Annotated in this window: 21 protein-coding genes; 14 read left to right on the plus strand and 7 right to left on the minus strand. The window is 64.8% G+C overall.

All coding sequences use genetic code 11. The features are described from left to right. Position 1: 1 nt before the first annotated feature. From K3725_RS10250 to selD, 6 genes are read left to right on the plus strand one after another with little or no spacing between them, the layout of a single operon-like run. Positions 2-355, plus strand: a complete 354-nt coding sequence (locus K3725_RS10250) for a Na+/H+ antiporter subunit C (protein WP_260015242.1) — start codon at positions 2-4, stop codon at positions 353-355. Next, a complete protein-coding gene (locus tag K3725_RS10255) occupies positions 355-1,893 on the plus strand; it encodes a monovalent cation/H+ antiporter subunit D (protein ID WP_260018596.1) in 1,539 nt (512 codons plus the stop codon). The genes K3725_RS10250 and K3725_RS10255 overlap by 1 nt, the downstream gene beginning before the upstream one ends. Then, complete coding sequence (locus K3725_RS10260; RefSeq protein WP_260015244.1) at positions 1,890-2,387, plus strand: Na+/H+ antiporter subunit E; 498 nt, start codon at positions 1,890-1,892, stop codon at positions 2,385-2,387. The genes K3725_RS10255 and K3725_RS10260 overlap by 4 nt, the downstream gene beginning before the upstream one ends. Beyond that, positions 2,384-2,653 (plus strand): K+/H+ antiporter subunit F, encoded by a 270-nt coding sequence (locus K3725_RS10265; protein WP_019295814.1) that lies wholly within the window; start codon positions 2,384-2,386, stop codon positions 2,651-2,653. Before K3725_RS10260 ends, K3725_RS10265 begins: the two co-directional genes overlap by 4 nt. Before the next feature lie 11 nt (positions 2,654-2,664). Then, a complete protein-coding gene (locus tag K3725_RS10270) occupies positions 2,665-3,066 on the plus strand; it encodes a Na+/H+ antiporter subunit G (protein ID WP_260015245.1) in 402 nt (133 codons plus the stop codon). Between the two features lie 31 nt (positions 3,067-3,097). Continuing rightward, entirely contained in the window at positions 3,098-5,260 is a 2,163-nt protein-coding gene (gene selD, locus K3725_RS10275; protein WP_260018597.1) for a selenide, water dikinase SelD, read from the plus strand. 81 nt (positions 5,261-5,341) lie between these two features. On the opposite strand, the gene mnmH is transcribed toward selD, so the two are convergent. Continuing rightward, a complete protein-coding gene (gene mnmH / locus K3725_RS10280) occupies positions 5,342-6,394 on the minus strand; it encodes a tRNA 2-selenouridine(34) synthase MnmH (RefSeq protein WP_260015246.1) in 1,053 nt (350 codons plus the stop codon). Between the two features lie 162 nt (positions 6,395-6,556). Here mnmH and K3725_RS10285 point away from each other — a divergent pair, with 162 nt between their 5' ends. Next, positions 6,557-7,048, plus strand: coding sequence for a MarR family winged helix-turn-helix transcriptional regulator (locus K3725_RS10285; protein ID WP_260015248.1), 492 nt, complete (start codon positions 6,557-6,559; stop codon positions 7,046-7,048). Between the two features lie 3 nt (positions 7,049-7,051). On the opposite strand, the gene K3725_RS10290 is transcribed toward K3725_RS10285, so the two are convergent. After that, positions 7,052-7,741: an SOS response-associated peptidase gene (locus K3725_RS10290; RefSeq protein WP_260015250.1), complete on the minus strand. Its 690-nt coding sequence runs from the start codon at positions 7,739-7,741 to the stop codon at positions 7,052-7,054. Between the two features lie 90 nt (positions 7,742-7,831). Between K3725_RS10290 and K3725_RS10295 the strand changes: the two genes are divergently transcribed. Continuing rightward, a complete protein-coding gene (locus K3725_RS10295; protein WP_260015251.1) occupies positions 7,832-9,580 on the plus strand; it encodes a tetratricopeptide repeat-containing sulfotransferase family protein in 1,749 nt (582 codons plus the stop codon). A 6-nt stretch (positions 9,581-9,586) separates the two neighbouring features. On the opposite strand, the gene K3725_RS10300 is transcribed toward K3725_RS10295, so the two are convergent. Beyond that, positions 9,587-9,895 (minus strand): DUF1992 domain-containing protein, encoded by a 309-nt coding sequence (locus K3725_RS10300; RefSeq protein WP_058287234.1) that lies wholly within the window; start codon positions 9,893-9,895, stop codon positions 9,587-9,589. A 162-nt stretch (positions 9,896-10,057) separates the two neighbouring features. Beyond that, positions 10,058-11,638, minus strand: a complete 1,581-nt coding sequence (locus K3725_RS10305) for a bifunctional UDP-sugar hydrolase/5'-nucleotidase (protein ID WP_260015253.1) — start codon at positions 11,636-11,638, stop codon at positions 10,058-10,060. Between the two features lie 161 nt (positions 11,639-11,799). Between K3725_RS10305 and K3725_RS10310 the strand changes: the two genes are divergently transcribed. From K3725_RS10310 to arsC, 3 genes are read left to right on the plus strand one after another with little or no spacing between them, the layout of a single operon-like run. Continuing rightward, the gene (locus tag K3725_RS10310; protein WP_260015255.1) at positions 11,800-12,138 is read left to right on the plus strand and encodes a DUF952 domain-containing protein; all 339 of its coding nucleotides are present in this window, start codon (positions 11,800-11,802) and stop codon (positions 12,136-12,138) included. Then, positions 12,135-13,193 (plus strand): quinone-dependent dihydroorotate dehydrogenase, encoded by a 1,059-nt coding sequence (locus K3725_RS10315; RefSeq protein ID WP_260015257.1) that lies wholly within the window; start codon positions 12,135-12,137, stop codon positions 13,191-13,193. The genes K3725_RS10310 and K3725_RS10315 overlap by 4 nt, the downstream gene beginning before the upstream one ends. Then, complete coding sequence (arsC, locus tag K3725_RS10320) at positions 13,190-13,531, plus strand: arsenate reductase (glutaredoxin) (protein ID WP_260015258.1); 342 nt, start codon at positions 13,190-13,192, stop codon at positions 13,529-13,531. The genes K3725_RS10315 and arsC overlap by 4 nt, the downstream gene beginning before the upstream one ends. Positions 13,532-13,655: 124 nt before the next feature. On the opposite strand, the gene K3725_RS10325 is transcribed toward arsC, so the two are convergent. Genes K3725_RS10325 through K3725_RS10335 form a run of 3 tightly spaced genes read right to left on the minus strand, consistent with a single transcriptional unit; the run spans position 13,656 to position 15,917 of the window. Further along, positions 13,656-14,975: an MATE family efflux transporter gene (locus tag K3725_RS10325; protein ID WP_260015260.1), complete on the minus strand. Its 1,320-nt coding sequence runs from the start codon at positions 14,973-14,975 to the stop codon at positions 13,656-13,658. 4 nt (positions 14,976-14,979) lie between these two features. Beyond that, on the minus strand, positions 14,980-15,498 hold the full coding sequence (locus K3725_RS10330; RefSeq protein ID WP_260015262.1) for a PaaI family thioesterase: 519 nt from the start codon (positions 15,496-15,498) through the stop codon (positions 14,980-14,982). Then, on the minus strand, positions 15,495-15,917 hold the full coding sequence (locus K3725_RS10335; RefSeq protein WP_260015263.1) for a PaaI family thioesterase: 423 nt from the start codon (positions 15,915-15,917) through the stop codon (positions 15,495-15,497). Before K3725_RS10335 ends, K3725_RS10330 begins: the two co-directional genes overlap by 4 nt. 123 nt (positions 15,918-16,040) lie before the next feature. Here K3725_RS10335 and K3725_RS10340 point away from each other — a divergent pair, with 123 nt between their 5' ends. The 3 genes from K3725_RS10340 (at position 16,041) to K3725_RS10350 (ending at position 18,954) form a co-directional block, all read left to right on the plus strand. Then, complete coding sequence (locus K3725_RS10340) at positions 16,041-16,409, plus strand: MerR family DNA-binding transcriptional regulator (protein WP_260015265.1); 369 nt, start codon at positions 16,041-16,043, stop codon at positions 16,407-16,409. A gap of 285 nt (positions 16,410-16,694) precedes the next feature. Further along, the gene (locus K3725_RS10345) at positions 16,695-17,096 is read left to right on the plus strand and encodes a MerR family DNA-binding transcriptional regulator (RefSeq protein WP_029204772.1); all 402 of its coding nucleotides are present in this window, start codon (positions 16,695-16,697) and stop codon (positions 17,094-17,096) included. 76 nt (positions 17,097-17,172) lie between these two features. Next, positions 17,173-18,954, plus strand: a complete 1,782-nt coding sequence (locus K3725_RS10350; RefSeq protein ID WP_260015267.1) for an acyl-CoA dehydrogenase C-terminal domain-containing protein — start codon at positions 17,173-17,175, stop codon at positions 18,952-18,954. Positions 18,955-19,012 lie beyond the last annotated feature (58 nt).

Below are 19,012 nucleotides of genomic sequence, written 5' to 3' on the forward strand. Positions count from 1 at the left end.
CATGGAACTTCTCGTTGCCTCTGCCGTGGGCATCCTGACGGCGGCAGGTGTCTACCTGATCCTGCGCCGCCGCAGCTTCCCGGTGATCCTGGGCCTGTCGCTGCTGACTTATGCGGTCAACGTGTTCCTGTTTGCCACCGGCAGGCTGGTCACCGGCGCGCCGCCGATCCTGAACAAGTATGAGGAGGTCGCCTATACCGACCCGCTGCCGCAGGCGCTGGTGCTGACCGCAATCGTGATCTCCTTCGGCATGACCGCCGTCGTGGTGATGATCGCGCTGGGGGCGTTTCTCTCGTCCCGCGATGACGGCACCGCCATGCCGGTTGAGACCGACGGCGCCGAGGAGGACGCATGATGGAGCATCTGCTGATCGCACCGGTGGTGCTGCCCGCCCTTGTCGCGCCTTTCATCATCATGGTGCTGCGCCACCATCTGGACCTGCAGCGGATATTCTCACTGGCCAGCGCGGTGCTGCTGGCCGGCGTCACCCTGGCGCTTGCGGCACAAGCCGCCGATGGCACCGTCAAGGTCTATGAGCTGGGCGACTGGCCCGCGCCCTTTGGCATCGTTCTGGTGCTGGACCGGCTGTCGGCAATGATGATCGTTCTGACGTCGCTGCTGGCTCTGCCGGTGCTGCTCTATGCCATCGGCTCCGGCTGGGACACCCGAGGATCCAACTTCCACGCGCTGTTCCAGTTCCAGCTGATGGGCATCATGGGCGCCTTCTTGACCGGCGACGCCTTTAACCTGTTCGTCTTCTTCGAAGTGCTGCTGATCGCCTCCTACGGGCTGATGATCCATTCCGGCGGAACCCGCCGGTTCCAGGCCGGGGTTCAGTATGTGGTGTTCAACCTCTTGGGCTCCACCCTGTTCCTGTTTGCGCTCGGCACGCTCTACTCAGTTACCGGAACCCTCAACATGGCCGACCTCGCGGTGAAGGTTGCCCAGATCCCGGCAGAGGACACCGCCCTCCTGCGGGTCGGCGCGGTAATGCTGCTTCTGGTGTTTGCCATCAAGGCATCGCTCCTGCCGCTGCACTTCTGGCTGCCTTCGGCCTATGCCAACGCACCGATGCCGGTGGCAGCGCTCTTTGCCATCATGACCAAGGTCGGCGCCTATTCGATCCTGCGCATCTACACGCTGGTCTTCGGGCCTGAAGTTGAGGCCACCGCAGGCCTGACAGAAAGCTGGCTGCTGCCCGCCGCCCTTCTGACCCTTGGCGCCGGTGCCATCGGCGTCCTCGGCTCCAAGAAGCTGGGCCGTCTGGCTGCCTTTGGCGCCATCGCCTCTATGGGCACACTCCTGATCGCCATTTCGCTGTTCACCCAGACCGCCGCAGCGGCAGCACTTTACTACCTGGTGCACTCCACCCTGGCAGCAGCGCTGCTGTTCCTGGTCGCCGACCTGGTGATGGAACGTCAGGGCCCCTGGATCCTGCCGCAGCTGCCGATGCCGCAGACCGGGCTGATCTCGGCGCTGTTCTTTGCTGCTGCCATCGCGCTGGCAGGGATGCCGCCGCTCTCGGGCTTCCTGGGCAAGCTTCTGGTGCTGGACGCCACCCGCGGCGCAGCGCTGGCACCCTGGATCTGGGGCGTGATCCTGCTGGGCTCGCTTGTGACAATCATCGGTATGGCCCGCGCAGGCTCGCTCCTGTTCTGGAAAGGCCATGGCCTGCCGCCCGAAGACACCGGCACCAGCGCAGAGCCGCCCGTTGACACATTGCCCGCCCGGCCTGCTCAGCTGCCCTTCGTGGCCTGCTTCGGCCTGCTTGGCGGCCTGGTGGCGCTCACCGTCTTTGCAGGCCCCGCCACCCGCTATGCTGAGGCCACGGCCGCGCAGCTCTATGCGCCGTCGGCCTATATCGACACCGTTCTGGGGAGGACCGCGGAATGAAACTGATCTGGCGGCTGTTCCCGCACCCGTTTCTCACCCTGCTGCTGACCCTCACCTGGCTTCTGATGGTGAACCGCTGGTCGCTGAACTCCTTGGTCTTCGGTTTCATGCTGGGGGTAGTGATCCCCTTCGTGACCCAGCCTTTCTGGCCCAACCGCCCCAACCTGCGGCGCCCGCTCAAGATCGCGGAATACATTCTGGTGGTGCTCTTGGACATCGTGCAGGCCAACATCATCGTGGCCCGCATCGTTCTGTTCAAACCCAACGCCGACCGCCGCCCCAACTGGATCACCATCCCGCTGGACCTGAAAACACCCGAGGCGATCACCGCGCTGGCAGGAACCATCACCATGACCCCCGGCACCCTCTCGGCGGATGTCTCGGACGAGGGCCACGCCCTGCTGGTGCACTGCCTCGACGCCCCCAACCCGGACGCGGTGCGGGACGAAATCAAACAGCGCTACGAGCGCCGGCTGATGGAGATTTTCGAATGATCGAGAGCGCCGCCACCTTCGCCTTCGCCTGCTTCGCGCTTGCCATGCTGATGAACCTCTGGAAGGTCGTCACAGCCCCCGACGTGGCCGACCGGATCCTGGCGCTCGACACCATGTTCATCAACGCCATCGCCCTGATGGTGCTTTACGGCATGGCGCTGGGAACCGAGATCTTCTTTGAGGCCGCGATGATCATCGCCATGCTCGGCTTTGTCTCCACCGTGGCCTACGCGCGCTTCATCCTGCGCGGCAACATCATCGAGTAAGGGGCAGAAAGATGGAAACCCTGTTTGAATTCCTCGTCGCCGCCTTTCTGGTGACCGCCGGCATCTTCGGCATTGTCGGCTCCTACGGGCTGATCAAGCTGAACGATCAGATGTCGCGCCTGCACGCGCCGACCAAGGCCACGACCCTTGGCGTCGGTGGTGTGCTTCTGGCCTCCATGCTGCACGCCGCCGCGTTTGAGAAATACCTCTCCTACCATGAGCTGATGATCACGCTGTTCCTGTTCCTGACCGCACCGATCACGGCAAATTTCATTGCCAAGGTGCATATCCACCGGCAGGAAACCCGCGACACCATGCCAGAGGCCGGCGGCGACGATCACTGGGCCACCCACGACACGCCCGAGGACGAGGAACGCCGCAGCGCGTCCCAAACCCCGCCCGCCGAAGACTGACCGCACAGCACTCAGGAAGGCCTGACCCGTGATCGACACCTCCCGCCTGCCGCTGACCCGTGATCTGGTGCTCGTCGGCGGCGGCCACACCCACGCGCTGGTTCTGCGTACATGGGGGATGAAGCCCCTGCCCGGCGCCCGGCTGACGGTCATCAATCCCGGCCCCTCGGCGCCCTATTCCGGCATGCTGCCCGGTTTTGTTGCAGGCCATTACCAGCGGGACGAACTGGACATCGACCTGGTCCGCCTGGCTCGCTTTTCCGGCGCCCGCGTGGTGCTAGGCGCGGCAGAGCATATCGACACGGCGGCCCAACTGGTGCATGTGCCGGGCCGCCCGCCAATTGCCTATGACGTGGCTTCCATCGACATTGGCATCACCTCCGCCATGCCGGACCTTCCGGGCTTCGCGGAGCACGGCATCCCGGCCAAGCCGCTCGGCCGCTTTGCCGCCCATTGGGCTGCCTTCCGCGAGGCCAGCGGCCCGGCCCATGTCGCGGTGATCGGCGGCGGCGTTGCCGGGGCGGAGCTGATCCTGGCCATGGCCTATGCTCTCCGATCCCGCGGGCGCCTTGCCCAGGCCACGCTGATCGACAGCAGCAGCGCCTTGCGCGCGATTGGCGAAAAGGCCCGCCAGACCCTGCGCCGCGCCCTCGTTGAACAGGGTGTGCGGCTGGAAGAAAACGCCCGCATCGAACGCATCCACGACACCTACATCACGCTGCAGGACGGCCGCGAGATCCTCTCGGATTTCACCACCGGCGCCGCCGGCGCCCGCCCCTACGGCTGGCTCGCGGACAGCGGACTGGAGCTGAACGACGGTTTCATCCGCGTCAGCGGCACTTTGCAAAGCAGCGCCGAAAACGTCTTTGCCGCCGGCGACTGCGCCCATATGGAGTTTGCCCCGCGCCCCAAGGCCGGCGTCTATGCGGTGCGTCAGGCGCCGGTGCTCTACCACAACCTGCGCGCCCTGATGACCGGCGACCCGCTGCGCAGGTACAAGCCGCAGAAGGATTACCTGAAACTGATCTCTATGGGGTCGAAGGAAGCCTTGGGCGAACGTTTCGGCAGCACCCTGTCCGGCCCGCTGATGTGGACCTGGAAAGACCGCATCGATCAGGCCTTTATGGAGAAGTTCCGCGATCTTCCCGCCATGGACCCGCCGGACCTGCCCGCCGAACACACGCTTGGCATGGAGCAGGCACTGGGGGACAAGCCCATGTGCGGCGGCTGCGGCGCCAAGGTGGGGCGCAATGCCCTGCTGGGCACACTCTCAAGCCTACGCCAGACAGACCGCGACGACATTACCCCGCTGCCCGGCGATGACGCAGCCCTGCTGACCACCGGCAACGTCAATCAGGTGATCAGCACCGACCACCTGCGCAGCTTCACCAACGACCCGGTCTTGATGACCCGCATCGCCGCCGTCCATGCGCTTGGCGACATCTGGGCGATGGGGGCAGACCCGCAGGCCGCCACCGCCAACCTGATTCTGCCGCGCATGTCGCCCGCCCTGCAGGCCCGCACCCTGCAAGAGATCATGGGCACCGCCTCAGAGGTCATGCAGGCGGCCGGCGCCGCCATCATCGGCGGCCATACCTCGCTGGGCGATGAGCTGACCATCGGCTTGACCGTCACCGGCCTTTGCCCCCGCCCCGCCATCACCCTCGCAGGCGCCGAACCCGGCGACGCGCTGATCCTGACCAAACCCATCGGCTCCGGCGTTTTGCTGGCCGCGGAGATGGCGGGCGAAGCCAAGGGAGACTGGGTGGCCGCCGCGCTGGAGCAGATGAGCCAGCCGCAGGGCGCCGCAGCCCGCATCCTGCAGGACGCCCATGCAATGACCGATGTGACCGGCTTCGGCCTCCTGGGCCATCTGCTGGGCATCTGCGAAGCGTCCCGCACCGGGGCTGAGCTGTCCGCCGGCAAGATCCCCCTGATACAGGGCGCGGCGGAACTTGCAGACCGCGGCATCCGTTCCTCGCTGTTCCCCGCCAACCAGGCCGCCCTGCCGGAGCTGAGAACCACCGGCTGGCAAGACCTGCTGTTCGACCCGCAAACTGCAGGCGGCCTGCTGGCAGCGGTGTCTCCCGGTCAGGCTGATGAACTGCTGGCGCAGCTCACCGCAGCCGGCTACCCGGCCGCCCTCATCGGCAGGATCACGGAAATTTCCGGTAAGATCACCCTCAGCGCCTGACCCGCCGCGCGCCAGCGCGGCGCCACGCCCAACGGGAGCGGGGCCGCGCAGAGGCTCCGGCGACGGGCGGGAGAACCTCTGTCAGAGAGCAGACATGACCTCCGCCACCTGCGCTGCGGCGGCATTAAGGCCTGCTTCATCCAGAGCCTCAGCCTCCACCGTGGCAGCCACCTCCGCCCCGATAGCGGTCCGGGACTTGCGGTAAGCGGGATCGTAATGCTCCACCATCAGCGCTTCGGTCAAAGCAGCCTTGTCGCCTGCCTCGATGCTGGCAAACCAGCCGTCCACCACCGCGCCGGACCTGTGCGCGCGCAAGGGGCCCAGCTTGTCCCGCAGCGTGTCCGCATCCGACAGGATATCGTCATAGGCATCCACCAAGTAGCGGCAGCGCGCCGCCACCGGTACCTGCAGTTCGATACGCGGGGCCTGCTTCATCGCGTCCCAGACCGCAGGCGGAATGATCCGCTGGCCGATCCTGCTCGATTCTGCCTCCACCAGCACCGGACGGGCCGGGTCCAGCGTCATCAGCGCACCGGCCAAGGCGGACTCAAACCCTTTCTGCGAGGGCTGCGGCGTCGGCATATCCCCCAGCAATGAACCACGGTGATTGGCCAGCCCTTCCAGGTCCAGCACCTGCACACCCAGTTCTCCGGCGCGCTTCAGCACCTCTGTCTTGGCAGACCCGGTATAGCCGTCCAGCGCCACCAGCCGGTGCGGCAGCGCGGTCTGGTAAAGCGCCGCGTTCACCAGGCGGCGGTAGGTCTGATAACCGCCCTCCACCACCTGGGCGCGCCAGCCGATCTGCTGCAGCATCCAGGTAAAGGACCCCGACCGCTGGCCGCCGCGCCAGCAGTAGATCAGCGGCTTCCAGCCGCCCTCGTGGTGGCTCAGGCTCTGTTCGATATGATTGGCGGCATTGCGGAACACCAAGGCCGCCCCCAGCTTGCGCGCCTTGAAGGGGCTGTCCTGCACGTAAATCGTGCCGACCTCGGCGCGCTCCTCATTGTTCAGCACCGGCAGGCTGATCGCCCCCGGCACATGATCCTCGGCATATTCCGCCGGGCTGCGCACGTCGATCACGGTGTCGAACCCGTGCGCGTAGAACTCTTGCAATGAGGTGAATTTCAGCGCCATGGCCCATGCCTACCGCGCCCCATGCGCAAGGAAAAGCCGCAATTTCCGCCGCCGCGGCGATAAGTCTTGCGCGCATTGCGCACAGGGCGCTATGGCACGTCCTGCGAACAGACCACTCCCGTGCAATATGCCGGAAACCAGACCGCCAAGGACCAGAAGGCCATGACGACCGACCCGTTGGACATCCACTCCCTGCCCGGCCACCTGATCCGGCGGCTGCACCAGATATCCGTGGCCCAGTTCATGGACCATATGGCGGCAGAGGGCGTGGACCTTACGCCGGTGCAGTTTTCCGCCATGGCCGCGATCCACCGGTATCCCGGCATCGACCAGGCCTCGGTTGCGGGGCTCATCGCCTATGACCGCGCCACCCTGGGCAAAGTGGTGGACCGGCTGGTGGACAAGGGACTGGTGCAGCGATGCGTGTCCAAGGCCGACCGCCGCGCCCGCGAGGTCAGCCTGACCCGCGACGGCGTGGCCCTGCTGGAGCACATCCTGCCCATCGTGCGGGCGTCCCAGCCCGGCATTCTGACCGGCCTAACGGAAGCCGAGCAGGAAACTTTCGTGGCGCTGCTGCAAAAGGCGACCCTTGCAGGCAATGACCTCAGCCGCGCGCCGCAGCGCGATCTGCCCGCCCGCCACGCCGCTGAGTAACGCTCAGATCAGCTGCCCGCGCGGGATATCCTCCTCCCCGAACGGCTCGATCAGCTCCGGCCCCTCGGCGCGGTTGGAGTTTACCGCCGGATCCACCCGGTGGAAGTCCAGCACGCCCTCTGCCCCCGGCTGCATCAGCCGGGCAGCGCCACGGCCCTCCTCCCCCAGCCACTTGCCCCAGCCGCCTGCCTCCAGGATCAGCGGCATCCGGTGGTGGATGGCCGACAGCCCCTGATTGGCGGCGGTGGTGACAATCGCACAGGTCTTGACCGGATCGTCAGCCCCCCAGCTTTGCCAAACGGCGGCAAAGGCGATCGGCGCCCCATCACTGCGGTAAATGTACCAGGGCAGCCGCGCGCCCTCTTCCGATTTGGTCCATTCATAAAACCCCGCCGCCGGGATCAGGCAGCGCCGCTCCCGGGCCGCGGCGGCAAAGGCGGGCTTTTCCGCAATCGTCTCTGCCCGCGCGTTGATCAGCAGCGGCCCGGCGGTTTCCGTCTTGTACCACTGCGGCAGGAACCCCCAGCGCATCGATACCAGCTGCCGCCCGGCTTCTCCCGCCTGCACCACATGCACCGCGTTGGTGGGGCAGACGTTGTAATTGGGCACCGTGGGCAAATCATTTGCCGGCTGCGCCGCAAACAGCTGCGCCATTGCATCCGTGGGCAGGGTTATGGCAAATCGTCCGCACATGCTGATTTCTAACCCGGGCCGGGCCGCATTTGCAAAACCTCCCTGGCTCACCGCTTTTCAGCTGCCCTGACAGGATGATAGATAGGCCTCATGACTCTTCAGAACGATCTCCAGTCCGCCTTGGGCTTTCTCAACCAGGGCAAGTTCAAACAGGCGCTGAAACAGTCCAAGGGCGGCATGAAGCGGCACAAGAGCCACCCCGATTTCCCCAATATCGCGGGCATCTCCCTGTCCGGGCTGGGCAAGCACCGCGACGCCGTTCCCTACTTCAAGAAGGCGCTGGCGCTCGCCCCCGGCTTTCACGACGCCCGCAAGAACCTGGCGCAGACGCTTTTGTTCATGCAGCAGGGCGAACCCGCAATGAAACTGCTGGAGCGGGTGCTGAAGGACCAGCCCGGCGATCAGGCCGCGCTGTACCTGCAGGCGCAGGCGCATCTGGTGATGAACGACGCAGAGGCCGCGATTGAGGCCGCCACCGCCGCGCTGGCCCGTGATCCGCGCCAGCCGCGGATGCTGCGGCTGCGTGCCACCGCCTGGAACACGCTCGGCGACGAAAAGGCGACGCTGGCGGACTATCAGGCCGCGCTCAAGGTAAACCCCAATGACGCCGACGCACTTCAGAACGCCAGCCTGCTTCTGGCCCGCCTGATGCGCCAGGACGAGGCCACCGAGGCTGCCCGGAAGGCCGTGGCCGTGGCCCCCCAGAACGTCGAGGCCCGCCGCCGCCTGGCCAGCCAGCTGATCTCCAACGGCGAAAGCGATGCCGCCCGCGAGCAGTGCCTGGCGCTGATGGAGCTGGATCCCAAGGACACACAGGTGCTGGAAATGCTGGCCCGCATCAGCAGCCGCGACCAGAACGCAGAACTGCTGCCGGTGGCGCAAAAGGCGCTGAAAGCCGCCGCGCCGCGCTCGCTCGACCGCGCCAACGTCAGCTTTGCACTCGCCCGGATCGCCGACCAGGCGGGCAACAAGGAGGCTTTTGCCGCCCACAACGACGAAGCCAACGCCTGTATGGCGGCGCAGACCCCCTACGGCTACGAAGAGAGCGAGCGTCAGTTCAGCCGCATCATGGCGGCCTTCCCAGGCCAGATCACTCCGGCAGAAACCGCTGCAGACGGCCCGCGGCCGATCTATGTTGTGGGGATGCCGCGCTCCGGCACCACCCTCACCGAAACCGTGATCGGCCTGCATCCGGATGTGTTCCCCTTGGGCGAGCGCGGCGTGCCGGCCTTCCTGCTGCATCCCTATCTGGAGAAGGATCAGGACTTCCCCCCCGAGGCCGCCCGCACCTTCGTGGCGGAGGACATCAGCCGCCTGCCCGGAATGCCTGAGAGTACTGCGGCCTATGTCGACAAGATGCCGGACAACTACCGCCTGCTGGGCCACCTTGCGACCGCCTACCCGGATGCACGGTTTGTTCATCTTTGCCGCGACCCGCGCGATGTGGCGCTGTCGATCTGGCGCGGTTATTTCTCCGGCAGCTCGCTCACCTATGCCTACGACCTGAGGGCGATGGCGCACCGCTTCAACCTCTATGGCCGGCTGATGCAGCACTGGCGGCAGGTGATGCCGGGGCGGATCTATGACCTGCGCTACGAAGACTTTGTGGCCGATATCGAAGGCGAAAGCCGCAAGCTCGCGGACTTCTGCGGGCTGGAGTGGGTCGAGGATATGGCCCACCCGGAACGCCACAAAGGCCAGGTCCTGACGCTGTCGAATACCCAGGTCCGCCAGACGGCGCACACGCGCTCGATTGGCAAATGGGAGAAATACGCGGACGTGCTGGCGCCGTTCACCGACGGCTTGGACCCGGAAATCTGGCCGGAAATCAAACAGTAACGGGGCTTACTTGGTGTAGGCCTTGCGCGCGATTTCGATCCGCGCGTCCATCATCGACATCTCTTTCAGGATCTCCTGCCGGCGGCTGCGGTCGCCGGCCTCGCGCAATTCTTCCCGCAGGCGCTGAAGCTCGCGCGACAGGCTCACGAACTCCGGCACTCCGCCGCTCTCGCGCACCAGCCGGTTGACCAGCGCATTCTCCGGGTCGTCGCATTGCGGCAACGGCTTGCCTGCGCCCTGCAGATTATCAAAGGCGCCGTCCTTTTCGGCGGCTTCGATCCGGGCATTGATGAGGTCGATCAGCGGGTGGTCCATGGCCGCATTCTGCCATGCACGCCGGCCGCGGGAAAGCCCCCGCCGCCCCGTTAACAAACCGGTGGCGAAGGTTAAGAATGCCTAAAGATAATGCGGCAGCCCTCCTGCCCGAATGTTTCGCGCGCGAAACATTCGGTCCGGTCCGGACCTATATGCCACGGCCTATTTCACCTGCGAAATCCGCCCGTCGGTATAGGGCGTATAGGGGCCCTGGGCGGCCAGGTACTCCGCCAGCACATCCGCCAGGTCGGGGCCAAAGTCATAGGCGTTCTTGTCGTCGCCTTCGAACATCGCATAGCCGTCGCCGCCGTTGCGGACATAGTCATTGGTGACCACCACATAGGTCTTGGCCGGATCAACCGGCACAAAACCGTCGCCCTCAGCCACCAGCACCTCGGTGACGCGGCCCGCGTTCGGCGCGGCGGAGCTGTCCCAGCTGAATTTCAGCCCCGCCACCTGCGGAAAGCGCCCCTTGACGTCCTCCACCTGGCTGACGCCGTTCTCCAGCGCCGCGACCAAAGTCTTGCCGTCGATCTGGAAAGTAGACAGCGTATTCTGGAACGGCAGGATGGTCAGCACCTCGCCCATGGTGACCTCCCCCGCATCCAGGCTGGCGCGGATACCACCGGAATTTGCGATGGCAATGGTCACGCCCTGATCCTTCACCCGGTCCAGCATCGCATCAGCCACAAGGTTGCCCATCGGGCATTCCTGCACCCGGCACACATCCCGGCTGCCTTCGATGGCATCCGCGGCCTCTGCCACAACCTTGTTGCGGATCTCATCCAGCGGCTGGGCCAGTTCCGCGATCCGGTCCAGCGTGGCCGCATCCTCACTGACGGCCGCATCCATGATCAGCGGCTCGCCAGTCGCGCTGATCACATGGCCTGCGTCGTCAAAGGTCACGTTCAGCTCACCCAGGAACTTGCCATAGGCGTAGGCCTGCACGATCTGCACCCCGTTCACCACGGTCGGATACGGCCCCGCGGCCTTGTCTGAGGTATTGGACAAGTAAGTGTTGCTGTGCCCGCCGACGATCACATCCACTCCGGTGGTCTCCGCCGCGACCCGCTGGTCAACGCCATAGCCGGAGTGGCTCAGCACCACGATCTTGTTCACACCTTCCGCCGTCAGCCGGTCCACCTCTGCCTGCACCGCCGCCACGGGATCGGAGAACTGCACGTTCTTGCCAGGGCTTGCCAGTTCATGCGTGTCCTCCGGCGTCAGCCCGATCAGTCCGATCATCTCGCCGCCCCGCTCAATCACCGTGGATTTCTTCAGCACATCCGCCAGCGCTGGTTCAGCAGAAACATCCGCATTCGACATCAAGACCGGAAAGCCCACCGCATCCATGAACCCGCGAAGCACCTCCGGCCCGTCGTCGAATTCATGATTGCCGACTGTCATTCCGTCATAACCCAGCTTGGTCATGAACTCCGCCGCGGCCTTGCCCTTGTAGTAGGTATAGAACAGCGACCCCTGGAACTGATCGCCGCCATCCACCAGGATCGCGTTCTCCGCCCGCGCCCGCGCGTCAGCGATGGCCGTCACCAGCCGCGCGGTGCCACCAAAGCATTTGCCCTCGGCCTGATCCTCTGCGTCGCAGGTGCTGTCGTATTTGTTGATCGGCTCAAACCGCGAATGGAAATCGTTCGTGTGCAGGATGGTCAGCTTGTACTCCGCCGCCGCGCTGCCGGCGGTCAGCGCCAGGGCTGCAACCGTTGTGAGAATGCGTGCAATCATAAGGAGCGCTCCCGTTGTTCTGTTTTCGGGAAGCCTGCGCCCAAACACCGCGCCCGTCAAAGGGGAAAAGCCGTCCCGTTGCCTCCCCTTGCGTCAGCTGGCCGGCCGCCAGCCGCCCAATCCCCCTTGATTCATCCGTAATCGCAGGGCATCAGGCGCCTATGCTGATTTACAAGATTTTCCGGGCGGACGAATGGGCCGCACTGCAAGCGGCGGGCGAGACCCAGGGCGCGCCGATTGATGTGGCGGACGGCTATGTCCATTTCTCCACTGCAACCCAGGCGGCGGAAACCGCAGCCAAGCATTTTGCCGGCACCGCGGGGCTGACGCTGCTGGCCTGCGATGCGGAGGCAATGGGCGGCGATTTGAAATGGGAAGTGTCCCGCGGCGGTGCCGAGTTTCCGCATCTCTACCGCAATATCCGCATGTCGGACGTGATCTGGGCCAAGCCGCTGCCGCTGGCAGATGGCATTCATCAGTTCCCGGAGGAGATGGCATGAAGTTTCCTGAGAAACTGGCTCTGGCCGCCCTGCACAAGGTGGATCCCGAAGCCGCACACGGTCTGTCCATCAAGGCCCTGACCATGGGGCTGACGCCGGCGCCCGGCCCGGTGACCTCTGCCCGGCTCAAGACCACGCTGGCAGGGATCGACCTGCCGAACCCGGTGGGGCTGGCCGCGGGATTCGACAAGAACGCCGAAGCCCTGGCGCCGCTGTCAAAATCCGGTTTCGGCTTTATCGAGGTGGGTGCGGCAACGCCCCGCCCGCAGCCCGGCAATCCCAAACCGCGCCTGTTCCGCCTGACGGAGGACAAGGCAGCAATCAACCGCTTCGGCTTCAACAATGAGGGCATGGAGGCAATCGGCGCGCGTTTGGCACAGCGGCCCCGGGACGCGGTGATCGGCTTGAACCTCGGCGCCAACAAGGACAGCGAGGACCGCGCCGCGGATTTCGCCAAGGTGCTGGCCCATTGCGGCGCGCATCTGGATTTTGCCACCGTCAACGTGTCCTCCCCCAACACCGAGAAACTTCGTGACCTGCAGGGCAAGGCGGCGCTGTCGGCGCTGCTGGCAGGCGTCATCGAGACCCGCGAGGGCCTCAGCCGCCGGGTGCCGGTGTTCCTGAAAATCGCCCCGGATCTGGACCGCTCAGGGATCGAGGACATTGCCGCTGTTGCGCTGGAAAGTGGCATCGACGCGGTGATTGCCACCAACACCACCCTGTCACGCGACGGGCTGCAGAGCGCCCATAAGGATGAGGCCGGCGGTCTGTCCGGCGCGCCGCTGTTCGAAAAATCCACCCGGGTTCTGGCGCAGCTGTCGGAACTGCTGGAGGGCCAAGTGCCGCTGGTCGGCGTCGGCGGCATCGGCACGGCAGAGCAGGCCTATGCCAAGATCTGTGCCGGCGCCAGTGCCGTGCAGTTTTATACCGCGATGGTCTACGGCGGATTGTCGCTGGCCGGCGATACTGCGCGCGGGCTGGATGAATTGCTCGCCCGCGACGGGTTTGAGAATGTCGCGCAAGCGGTTGGAACAAAACGGAAGGACTGGCTGTGATCACCTATTGGCATTACCCGAAATGCTCAAAATCCCGCGCGGGCCTTGCGTTGATCGAGGAGCGCGGCGCAGAGGTTCAGACGCGCGTTTACCTGGAGAATGCGCCCTCAGTCGAAGAGCTGAAGGCGGTTCAGGCGGCGCTTGGTATCTCCGCGGTAGAGATGATGCGGACTGGCGAGAAGATCTTCAAGGAGCTGGGCCTGAGCAAAGACAGCGCCGAGGACGATCTGCTGGCGGCAATGGCGGCGCATCCGATCCTGATCGAACGCCCGATTGCGATCAGGGACGGCAAGGCGGTGATCGGCCGCCCGACCGAGGCAATCGAAGCGCTGCTCTGACCGTTTCCCGGCGCGGGAAACGGCCAAAAATCCTGCGAGGATTTTTTTGGCGTGCCATCTGCAGCGGGGTGCCTGTTTTCCGCGCCGGAAAACGGGCCGGAATTCTCGCAGAATTCCGGCTGGCTCAAGTGCCCACCTGCGCCTCCAGCCGCGGGTAGCGCAGGCCCAGCGTCACACCGCGGGCAATGTTCAGGACAATCAGCGATGCCCACAGTCCGTGATTGCCAAAGGCCGGAACCAGTACCAGCAGTGCTGCGACGTAGATGGCTACCGATTGCAGCATCGCCCATCGCATGTCGCGGGTCCAGGTGGCACCGATGAAGATGCCATCGAACATCCAACTGGCGATCCCCAGAACAGGCATGATTACCGCCCAAATGAGGAACACCCGGCCTGCCTCCCGCACCTCGGGTGAGGTCGACATCAGGTCAATCAGCCATGGCCCTCCGGCAGCATAGGCGATGCCCAGCAGCACCGCGCCGCCGGCGCCCCATTGCGACGTCACCACGGCAGCCCGGCGCAGCCGCTGCCGCGCCTTGGCGCCGACGGCGCTGCCCACCAGCGCCTCAGCCGAGAAGGCAAAGCCATCCAGCGCAAAGGCGGTGATCTCGACAAATTGCAGCAGGATCTGGTTAGCGGCGAGGTTCACATCGCCAATGCCGGAGCCGATGAACAGGAAGGTGGTGAAGGACCCGGTGAGCAGCACCGAGCGCACCATGATGTCGCCGTTCACCTGCATCATCCGTTTCAGCCGCGCCGGATCAAACACCCGCGCCCAGTCGCGCCACTGGTCGCCGGCAAAGGCATCGCGGCACAGGTACAGCCCCAGCGCCAGGCCGCTCCATTCGGCAATCAGCGTGGCGATGGCAACGCCCTCCACGCCCCAGCCGAGGCCCAGCACGAACCACAGGTCCAGCACGATGTTCAACCCGTTCATCCAGACCTGCAGCAGGAACACGCCGCGGGTGCGCTCCACCGCGATCAGCCAGCCGGTCACGGCATATAGTGCAATGGTGGCCGGGGCGCCCCAGATGCGGATCTGCAGGTAATCGCGGGCGAGGCTTTCGACCTCGGCACTGGCGGGCGCCAGCGCAAAGGCGCCCCAGAACACGGCGCCTTGCGCGATGATGAAGACAGCACCAGCGGCAAAGGCCAGGAGCAGCCCGCGCATCAGAAGCGCGCCGGTTTCCCCCCAGTCCCCGGCCCCGCGCGCCTGCGCGGCCAAACCAGTGGTGCCCATGCGCAGGAATCCGAAGATCCAGTAGATCGTCGCTAGGATGACCGCGCCGATGCCCACCGCGCCAATTGGCGCGGCCTCACCCATCTGGCCGACCACGCCGGTGTCCACGGCGCCCAGGATGGGAACCGTGGCGTTCGACAGAACAATCGGCAATGCGATGCTGAGCACCCGTTTATGGGTGATCTCCGTGTCCGCGCTGGTCATCCGGTCAGCCTTCGCCGTTCTGGTCCTGCGGCATCAGGAAATGGCCGGTGGCCTGTGCAAACAGCTTGTCCTTGTGGTCCTGCCAGGCCTCCACATGCACCGAGGCATAGCGGCGCCCCGAACGGTTCACGCGGGCGCGGGCATAGGCATCGCGCGGCAAGCCGGAGCGCAGGTAATCGACGGTGAAGTCGATGGTCTTGGGCTGGCGCGGCAGGTTGCCCTTGGCCATTTCCGCCGGGTCCAGGTCGCCGTTTTCGATGCGCTGCCACAGGTGCGACCAGTTGAGCGTGATCATCGCGGTGATTTCCAGAAAGGCTGCCGTCACCCCGCCGTGGATCGCAGGCAGGAACGGGTTGCCGATCAGCTTGTCGTCGAAATTCAGCACCGCCGTCAGCTCATCGCCGCGGCGCTCAAAGGTGACGTTCAGAAAACGGATGTAGGGCACTGAATCCACCAGCGCCGACAGGGCTGCATCGCGGCGCTGCTTGACCACCTGGATCGGTTCGGGACGGGGGCGGCTCAAAACTTCTTCTCCACGGTAAAGGCACCGGAGGCGGTGGCGACGGGGCGGTCCGTGTCCTCGTCCATCGCGACAGCGCGGACAAAGGCAACAGTGCGGGTGATGTGGTGGCAGGTGGCGCGGGTGGTGATCGCCTGCCCCGGTGTCGCGGGCCGCATGTAGTCAATGCGCAGGTCGATGGTGGCGGTGCCGCCGGGGGCGGACGGGTGGCTCATCACCGCTGCGCCGCAGCATGTGTCCATCAGGGCTGAGACCGCACCGCCATGGATGACCCCGGTGGCGGGATCGCCGATCAGCTTCTTGTCATAGGCCATGCGGATCTCGGCGGTGCCGTCACCGATCTCTGTCAGCTTCATTCCCAATTGCTTGGCGTGCGGAATCGCTTCGATGAACTGGCGCGCGAGGTCGGTCTTGTCGGCCATGGGAGTATCCTTTGAATTCTCTGCCCCATCTTTGGCCCTGCCCCGGTGAAAGCGCAAGTGTGCCGCCGCGGAGGTTGCACTGTTCGCTGCAAGTGCATAGGTTCCCGGCAAGGGAGACGACGGATGACCGACAAAAGATTGTCATTCAAGGAAATGTGCGCCGAGTTCGAGGTCACGCCGCGGACGCTGCGCTACTATGAATACATCGAATTGCTGCAGCCGGACCGCGAAGGCCGGTCGCGTTTTTATGGCGCGCGGGAACGCGCGCGGATGAAGCTGATCCTGCGCGGGCGCAAGTTCGGCTTTCAGCTGGAAGAGATCCGCCAGTGGCTGCTGATCTATGAGAAAGAGGGCAACGACGCCCAGAACCACGCCTTCATGGAAATGGCCGACCGGCAATTGGTGGAGCTGGAAAAGCAGCGCGAGCAGATCAATGAGGCGATTGATGAGCTGAGCGAGCTGCGCGAAAGCACAAGGGCGCTGCTGAAGTAGGGCGCGCCTACCTATCTGACACGAAACCCCGCCCCCCGTGGCGGGGTTTTTCTTTGGCTCAACCGGCAACCGGATTCGTCCCGTTCCGGGCAAAATGCGTTGCTGAAACCCGCTGGCAGGCAAATGGCTGACCGGTAACGTTACGTCACTTTATGTGCGTTTTGCGAACCAGTAACACCGGAGAAAGTGACGCAACGTACAACTTACGTAAACGTAAAGTCAGTCTTGATCGAAATCCGAACTGCGCACAGCTTGGTCCTGCACCAAGCCGTAAGAGTGACGACGATGACCGAAGAAACCATGACCATCCGCGAGATGTGCGAGGCCTTTGACGTGACGCCCCGCACGCTCCGGTTCTACGAAGCCAAGGAACTGCTGTTCCCGATCCGCGACGGCCAGAAGCGGCTGTTCACCAAACGCGACCGCGCCCGGCTGAAGCTGATCCTGCGCGGCAAGCGTTTCGGGTTCAGCCTGGAGGAAATCCGCCAGCTGCTGGAGCTGTACCACGTCGGCGACCAGCAGGTGACCCAGCTCACCAAGACCTATGAGGTCGCGCGTGACCGGCTCGCCGATATGGAGCGCCAGCGCGAGGAGCTGACCGAGGCAATCGAGGACCTGAAGGACCAGCTGGCCTGGGGCGAGAAGATGATCGCCTCGATGAAGGCCAAGCAGGAGGCGGCCGAATAGGCCGCTGCCGCCCCGCCCTTTCCCGCCGGCCTGTCCGGCATTGACCACGATCACCAAGACCCTGAAGAGGACCGCAATGCCTTCCTATCGAGCCCCCGCCAAAGACGCCCAGTTCATCCTGCACGACGTGCTGAAGGTCTCCGGCCAGGACATCCCCGGATATAATGAGCTGGAACCGGACTTCACCGGCGCCGTGCTGGAAGAGGCGGGCAAGATCGCCAGCGAAGTGCTGCACCCGCTGAACACAGTGGGCGATCAGGAGGGCTGCCGCCTGGAGAACGGCGTGGTCTACACCCCCAAGGGGTTCCTGGAAGCCTTTGAGCAGGTGAAGGAAGGCGGCTGGACCGGGCTCGACATGCCGGAGGAATTCGGCGGCCAGAACATGCCTTATGTGATGGGCACCGCGGTGGGCGAGTTCTTCTCCGCCGCGAACCAGGCTTTTACCATGTACCAGGGCCTGACCCATGGCGCGGCCTCGGCCATCCTGGCGCATGGCACCGATGAGCAGAAGGCAACCTATCTGCCCAACATGATCAGCTGCCAGTGGACTGGCACCATGAACCTGACCGAGCCGCATTGCGGCACTGACCTGGGCCTGATGCGCACCAAGGCGGAACCGCAGGGGGACGGCAGCTTCAGGATTTCCGGGCAGAAGATCTTCATCTCCTCCGGCGATCACGACATGGCCGAGAATATCGTGCATCTGGTGCTGGCCAAGATCCCCGGCGGCCCCGAGGGCATCAAGGGCGTCAGCCTGTTCATCGTGCCCAAGTTCCTGGTGAACGAAGACGGATCGCTGGGCGAGCGCAACGGCGTCTCCGTCGGCAAGATCGAAGAGAAGATGGGCATCCACGGCAACTCCACCTGCGTGATGAACTATGACGGCGCGACCGGCTGGCTGCTGGGTGAGGAGCACAAGGGCATGCGCGCCATGTTCACCATGATGAACGAGGCCCGGCTGGGCGTCGGCATGCAGGGTCTGGCGCAGGCCGAGGCCGCCTATCAGAACGCTGTCGAATATGCCAAGGACCGGCTGCAGGGCCGCGACGTGACCGGCGCCAAGAACCCGGACGGCCCGGCGGACCCGCTGATCGTGCACCCGGACATCCGCCGCTCGCTGATGGACCAGAAAAGCTTTGCCGAAGGCGCGCGCGCGTTCCTTCTGTGGGGCGCCACCCTGATCGACCAGGCGCACCGCGCCGGTGACAAGGATGCGGACGGTCTGATCTCGCTGATGACCCCGGTGATCAAGGGCTTCCTGACGGACCAGGGCTATGACATGACCGTGCTGGCGCAGCAGGTCTATGGCGGCCACGGCTACATCGAGGAATGGGGCATGTCGCAATACACCCGCGACGCCCGTATCGCAATGATCTACGAGGGCGCCAACGGCGTGCAGGCGCTGGACCTGGTGGGCCGCAAGCTGGGCCAGCACGGCGGCAAATACGTCCTGGCCTTCTTTGATATGGTGAAAACTTTCTGCCAGGAAAACAAAGAGATTTCAGAGGCTTTCACCAAGGACTTCATCAAGCCCCTGCAAGCGGCCTCCAAGGATCTGCAGGCGGCCGGCATGTTCTTCATGCAAAATGGCATGAAGAACCCGAACCATGCGCTGGCAGGCTCTTATGACTTCATGCATCTGTTCGGCCAGGTCTGCCTGGGCCTGATGTGGGCACGGATGGGCAAGGCGGCGCAGGAAGCGCTTGACGCCGGGACGCAAGACGCGGCGTTCTATGAGACGAAACTTGCAACCGGCCGGTACTACATGGCACGGCGGCTGCCCGCGACCAAGCTGCACCTGGCGCGCATCGAAAGCGGTGCGGACACGGTGATGGCGCTGGACGCAGACGCCTTCTGATGCCTTCGGGCGCCCCTTGGCGGGGCGCCTGATACCGCCCCGGCCGGTGCCTTGACAT

The organism is Leisingera sp. S132, from assembly GCF_025144465.1.
Lineage (GTDB): Bacteria > Pseudomonadota > Alphaproteobacteria > Rhodobacterales > Rhodobacteraceae > Leisingera.

Bases quoted from the DNA above. Each gene is read 5' to 3' on its own strand.
- K3725_RS10250 (WP_260015242.1), top strand. From the start codon at position 2: ATGGAACTTCTCGTTGCCTCTGCCGTGGGCATCCTGACGGCGGCAGGT.
- K3725_RS10255 (WP_260018596.1), top strand. From the start codon at position 355: ATGGAGCATCTGCTGATCGCACCGGTGGTGCTGCCCGCCCTTGTCGCG.
- K3725_RS10260 (WP_260015244.1), top strand. From the start codon at position 1,890: ATGAAACTGATCTGGCGGCTGTTCCCGCACCCGTTTCTCACCCTGCTG.
- K3725_RS10265 (WP_019295814.1), top strand. From the start codon at position 2,384: ATGATCGAGAGCGCCGCCACCTTCGCCTTCGCCTGCTTCGCGCTTGCC.
- K3725_RS10270 (WP_260015245.1), top strand. From the start codon at position 2,665: ATGGAAACCCTGTTTGAATTCCTCGTCGCCGCCTTTCTGGTGACCGCC.
- mnmH (WP_260015246.1), bottom strand. From the start codon at position 6,394: ATGGCGCTGAAATTCACCTCATTGCAAGAGTTCTACGCGCACGGGTTC.
- K3725_RS10285 (WP_260015248.1), top strand. From the start codon at position 6,557: ATGACGACCGACCCGTTGGACATCCACTCCCTGCCCGGCCACCTGATC.
- K3725_RS10290 (WP_260015250.1), bottom strand. From the start codon at position 7,741: ATGTGCGGACGATTTGCCATAACCCTGCCCACGGATGCAATGGCGCAG.
- K3725_RS10295 (WP_260015251.1), top strand. From the start codon at position 7,832: ATGACTCTTCAGAACGATCTCCAGTCCGCCTTGGGCTTTCTCAACCAG.
- K3725_RS10300 (WP_058287234.1), bottom strand. From the start codon at position 9,895: ATGGACCACCCGCTGATCGACCTCATCAATGCCCGGATCGAAGCCGCC.
- K3725_RS10305 (WP_260015253.1), bottom strand. From the start codon at position 11,638: ATGATTGCACGCATTCTCACAACGGTTGCAGCCCTGGCGCTGACCGCC.
- K3725_RS10310 (WP_260015255.1), top strand. From the start codon at position 11,800: ATGCTGATTTACAAGATTTTCCGGGCGGACGAATGGGCCGCACTGCAA.
- K3725_RS10315 (WP_260015257.1), top strand. From the start codon at position 12,135: ATGAAGTTTCCTGAGAAACTGGCTCTGGCCGCCCTGCACAAGGTGGAT.
- K3725_RS10325 (WP_260015260.1), bottom strand. From the start codon at position 14,975: ATGACCAGCGCGGACACGGAGATCACCCATAAACGGGTGCTCAGCATC.
- K3725_RS10335 (WP_260015263.1), bottom strand. From the start codon at position 15,917: ATGGCCGACAAGACCGACCTCGCGCGCCAGTTCATCGAAGCGATTCCG.
- K3725_RS10340 (WP_260015265.1), top strand. From the start codon at position 16,041: ATGACCGACAAAAGATTGTCATTCAAGGAAATGTGCGCCGAGTTCGAG.
- K3725_RS10345 (WP_029204772.1), top strand. From the start codon at position 16,695: ATGACCGAAGAAACCATGACCATCCGCGAGATGTGCGAGGCCTTTGAC.
- K3725_RS10350 (WP_260015267.1), top strand. From the start codon at position 17,173: ATGCCTTCCTATCGAGCCCCCGCCAAAGACGCCCAGTTCATCCTGCAC.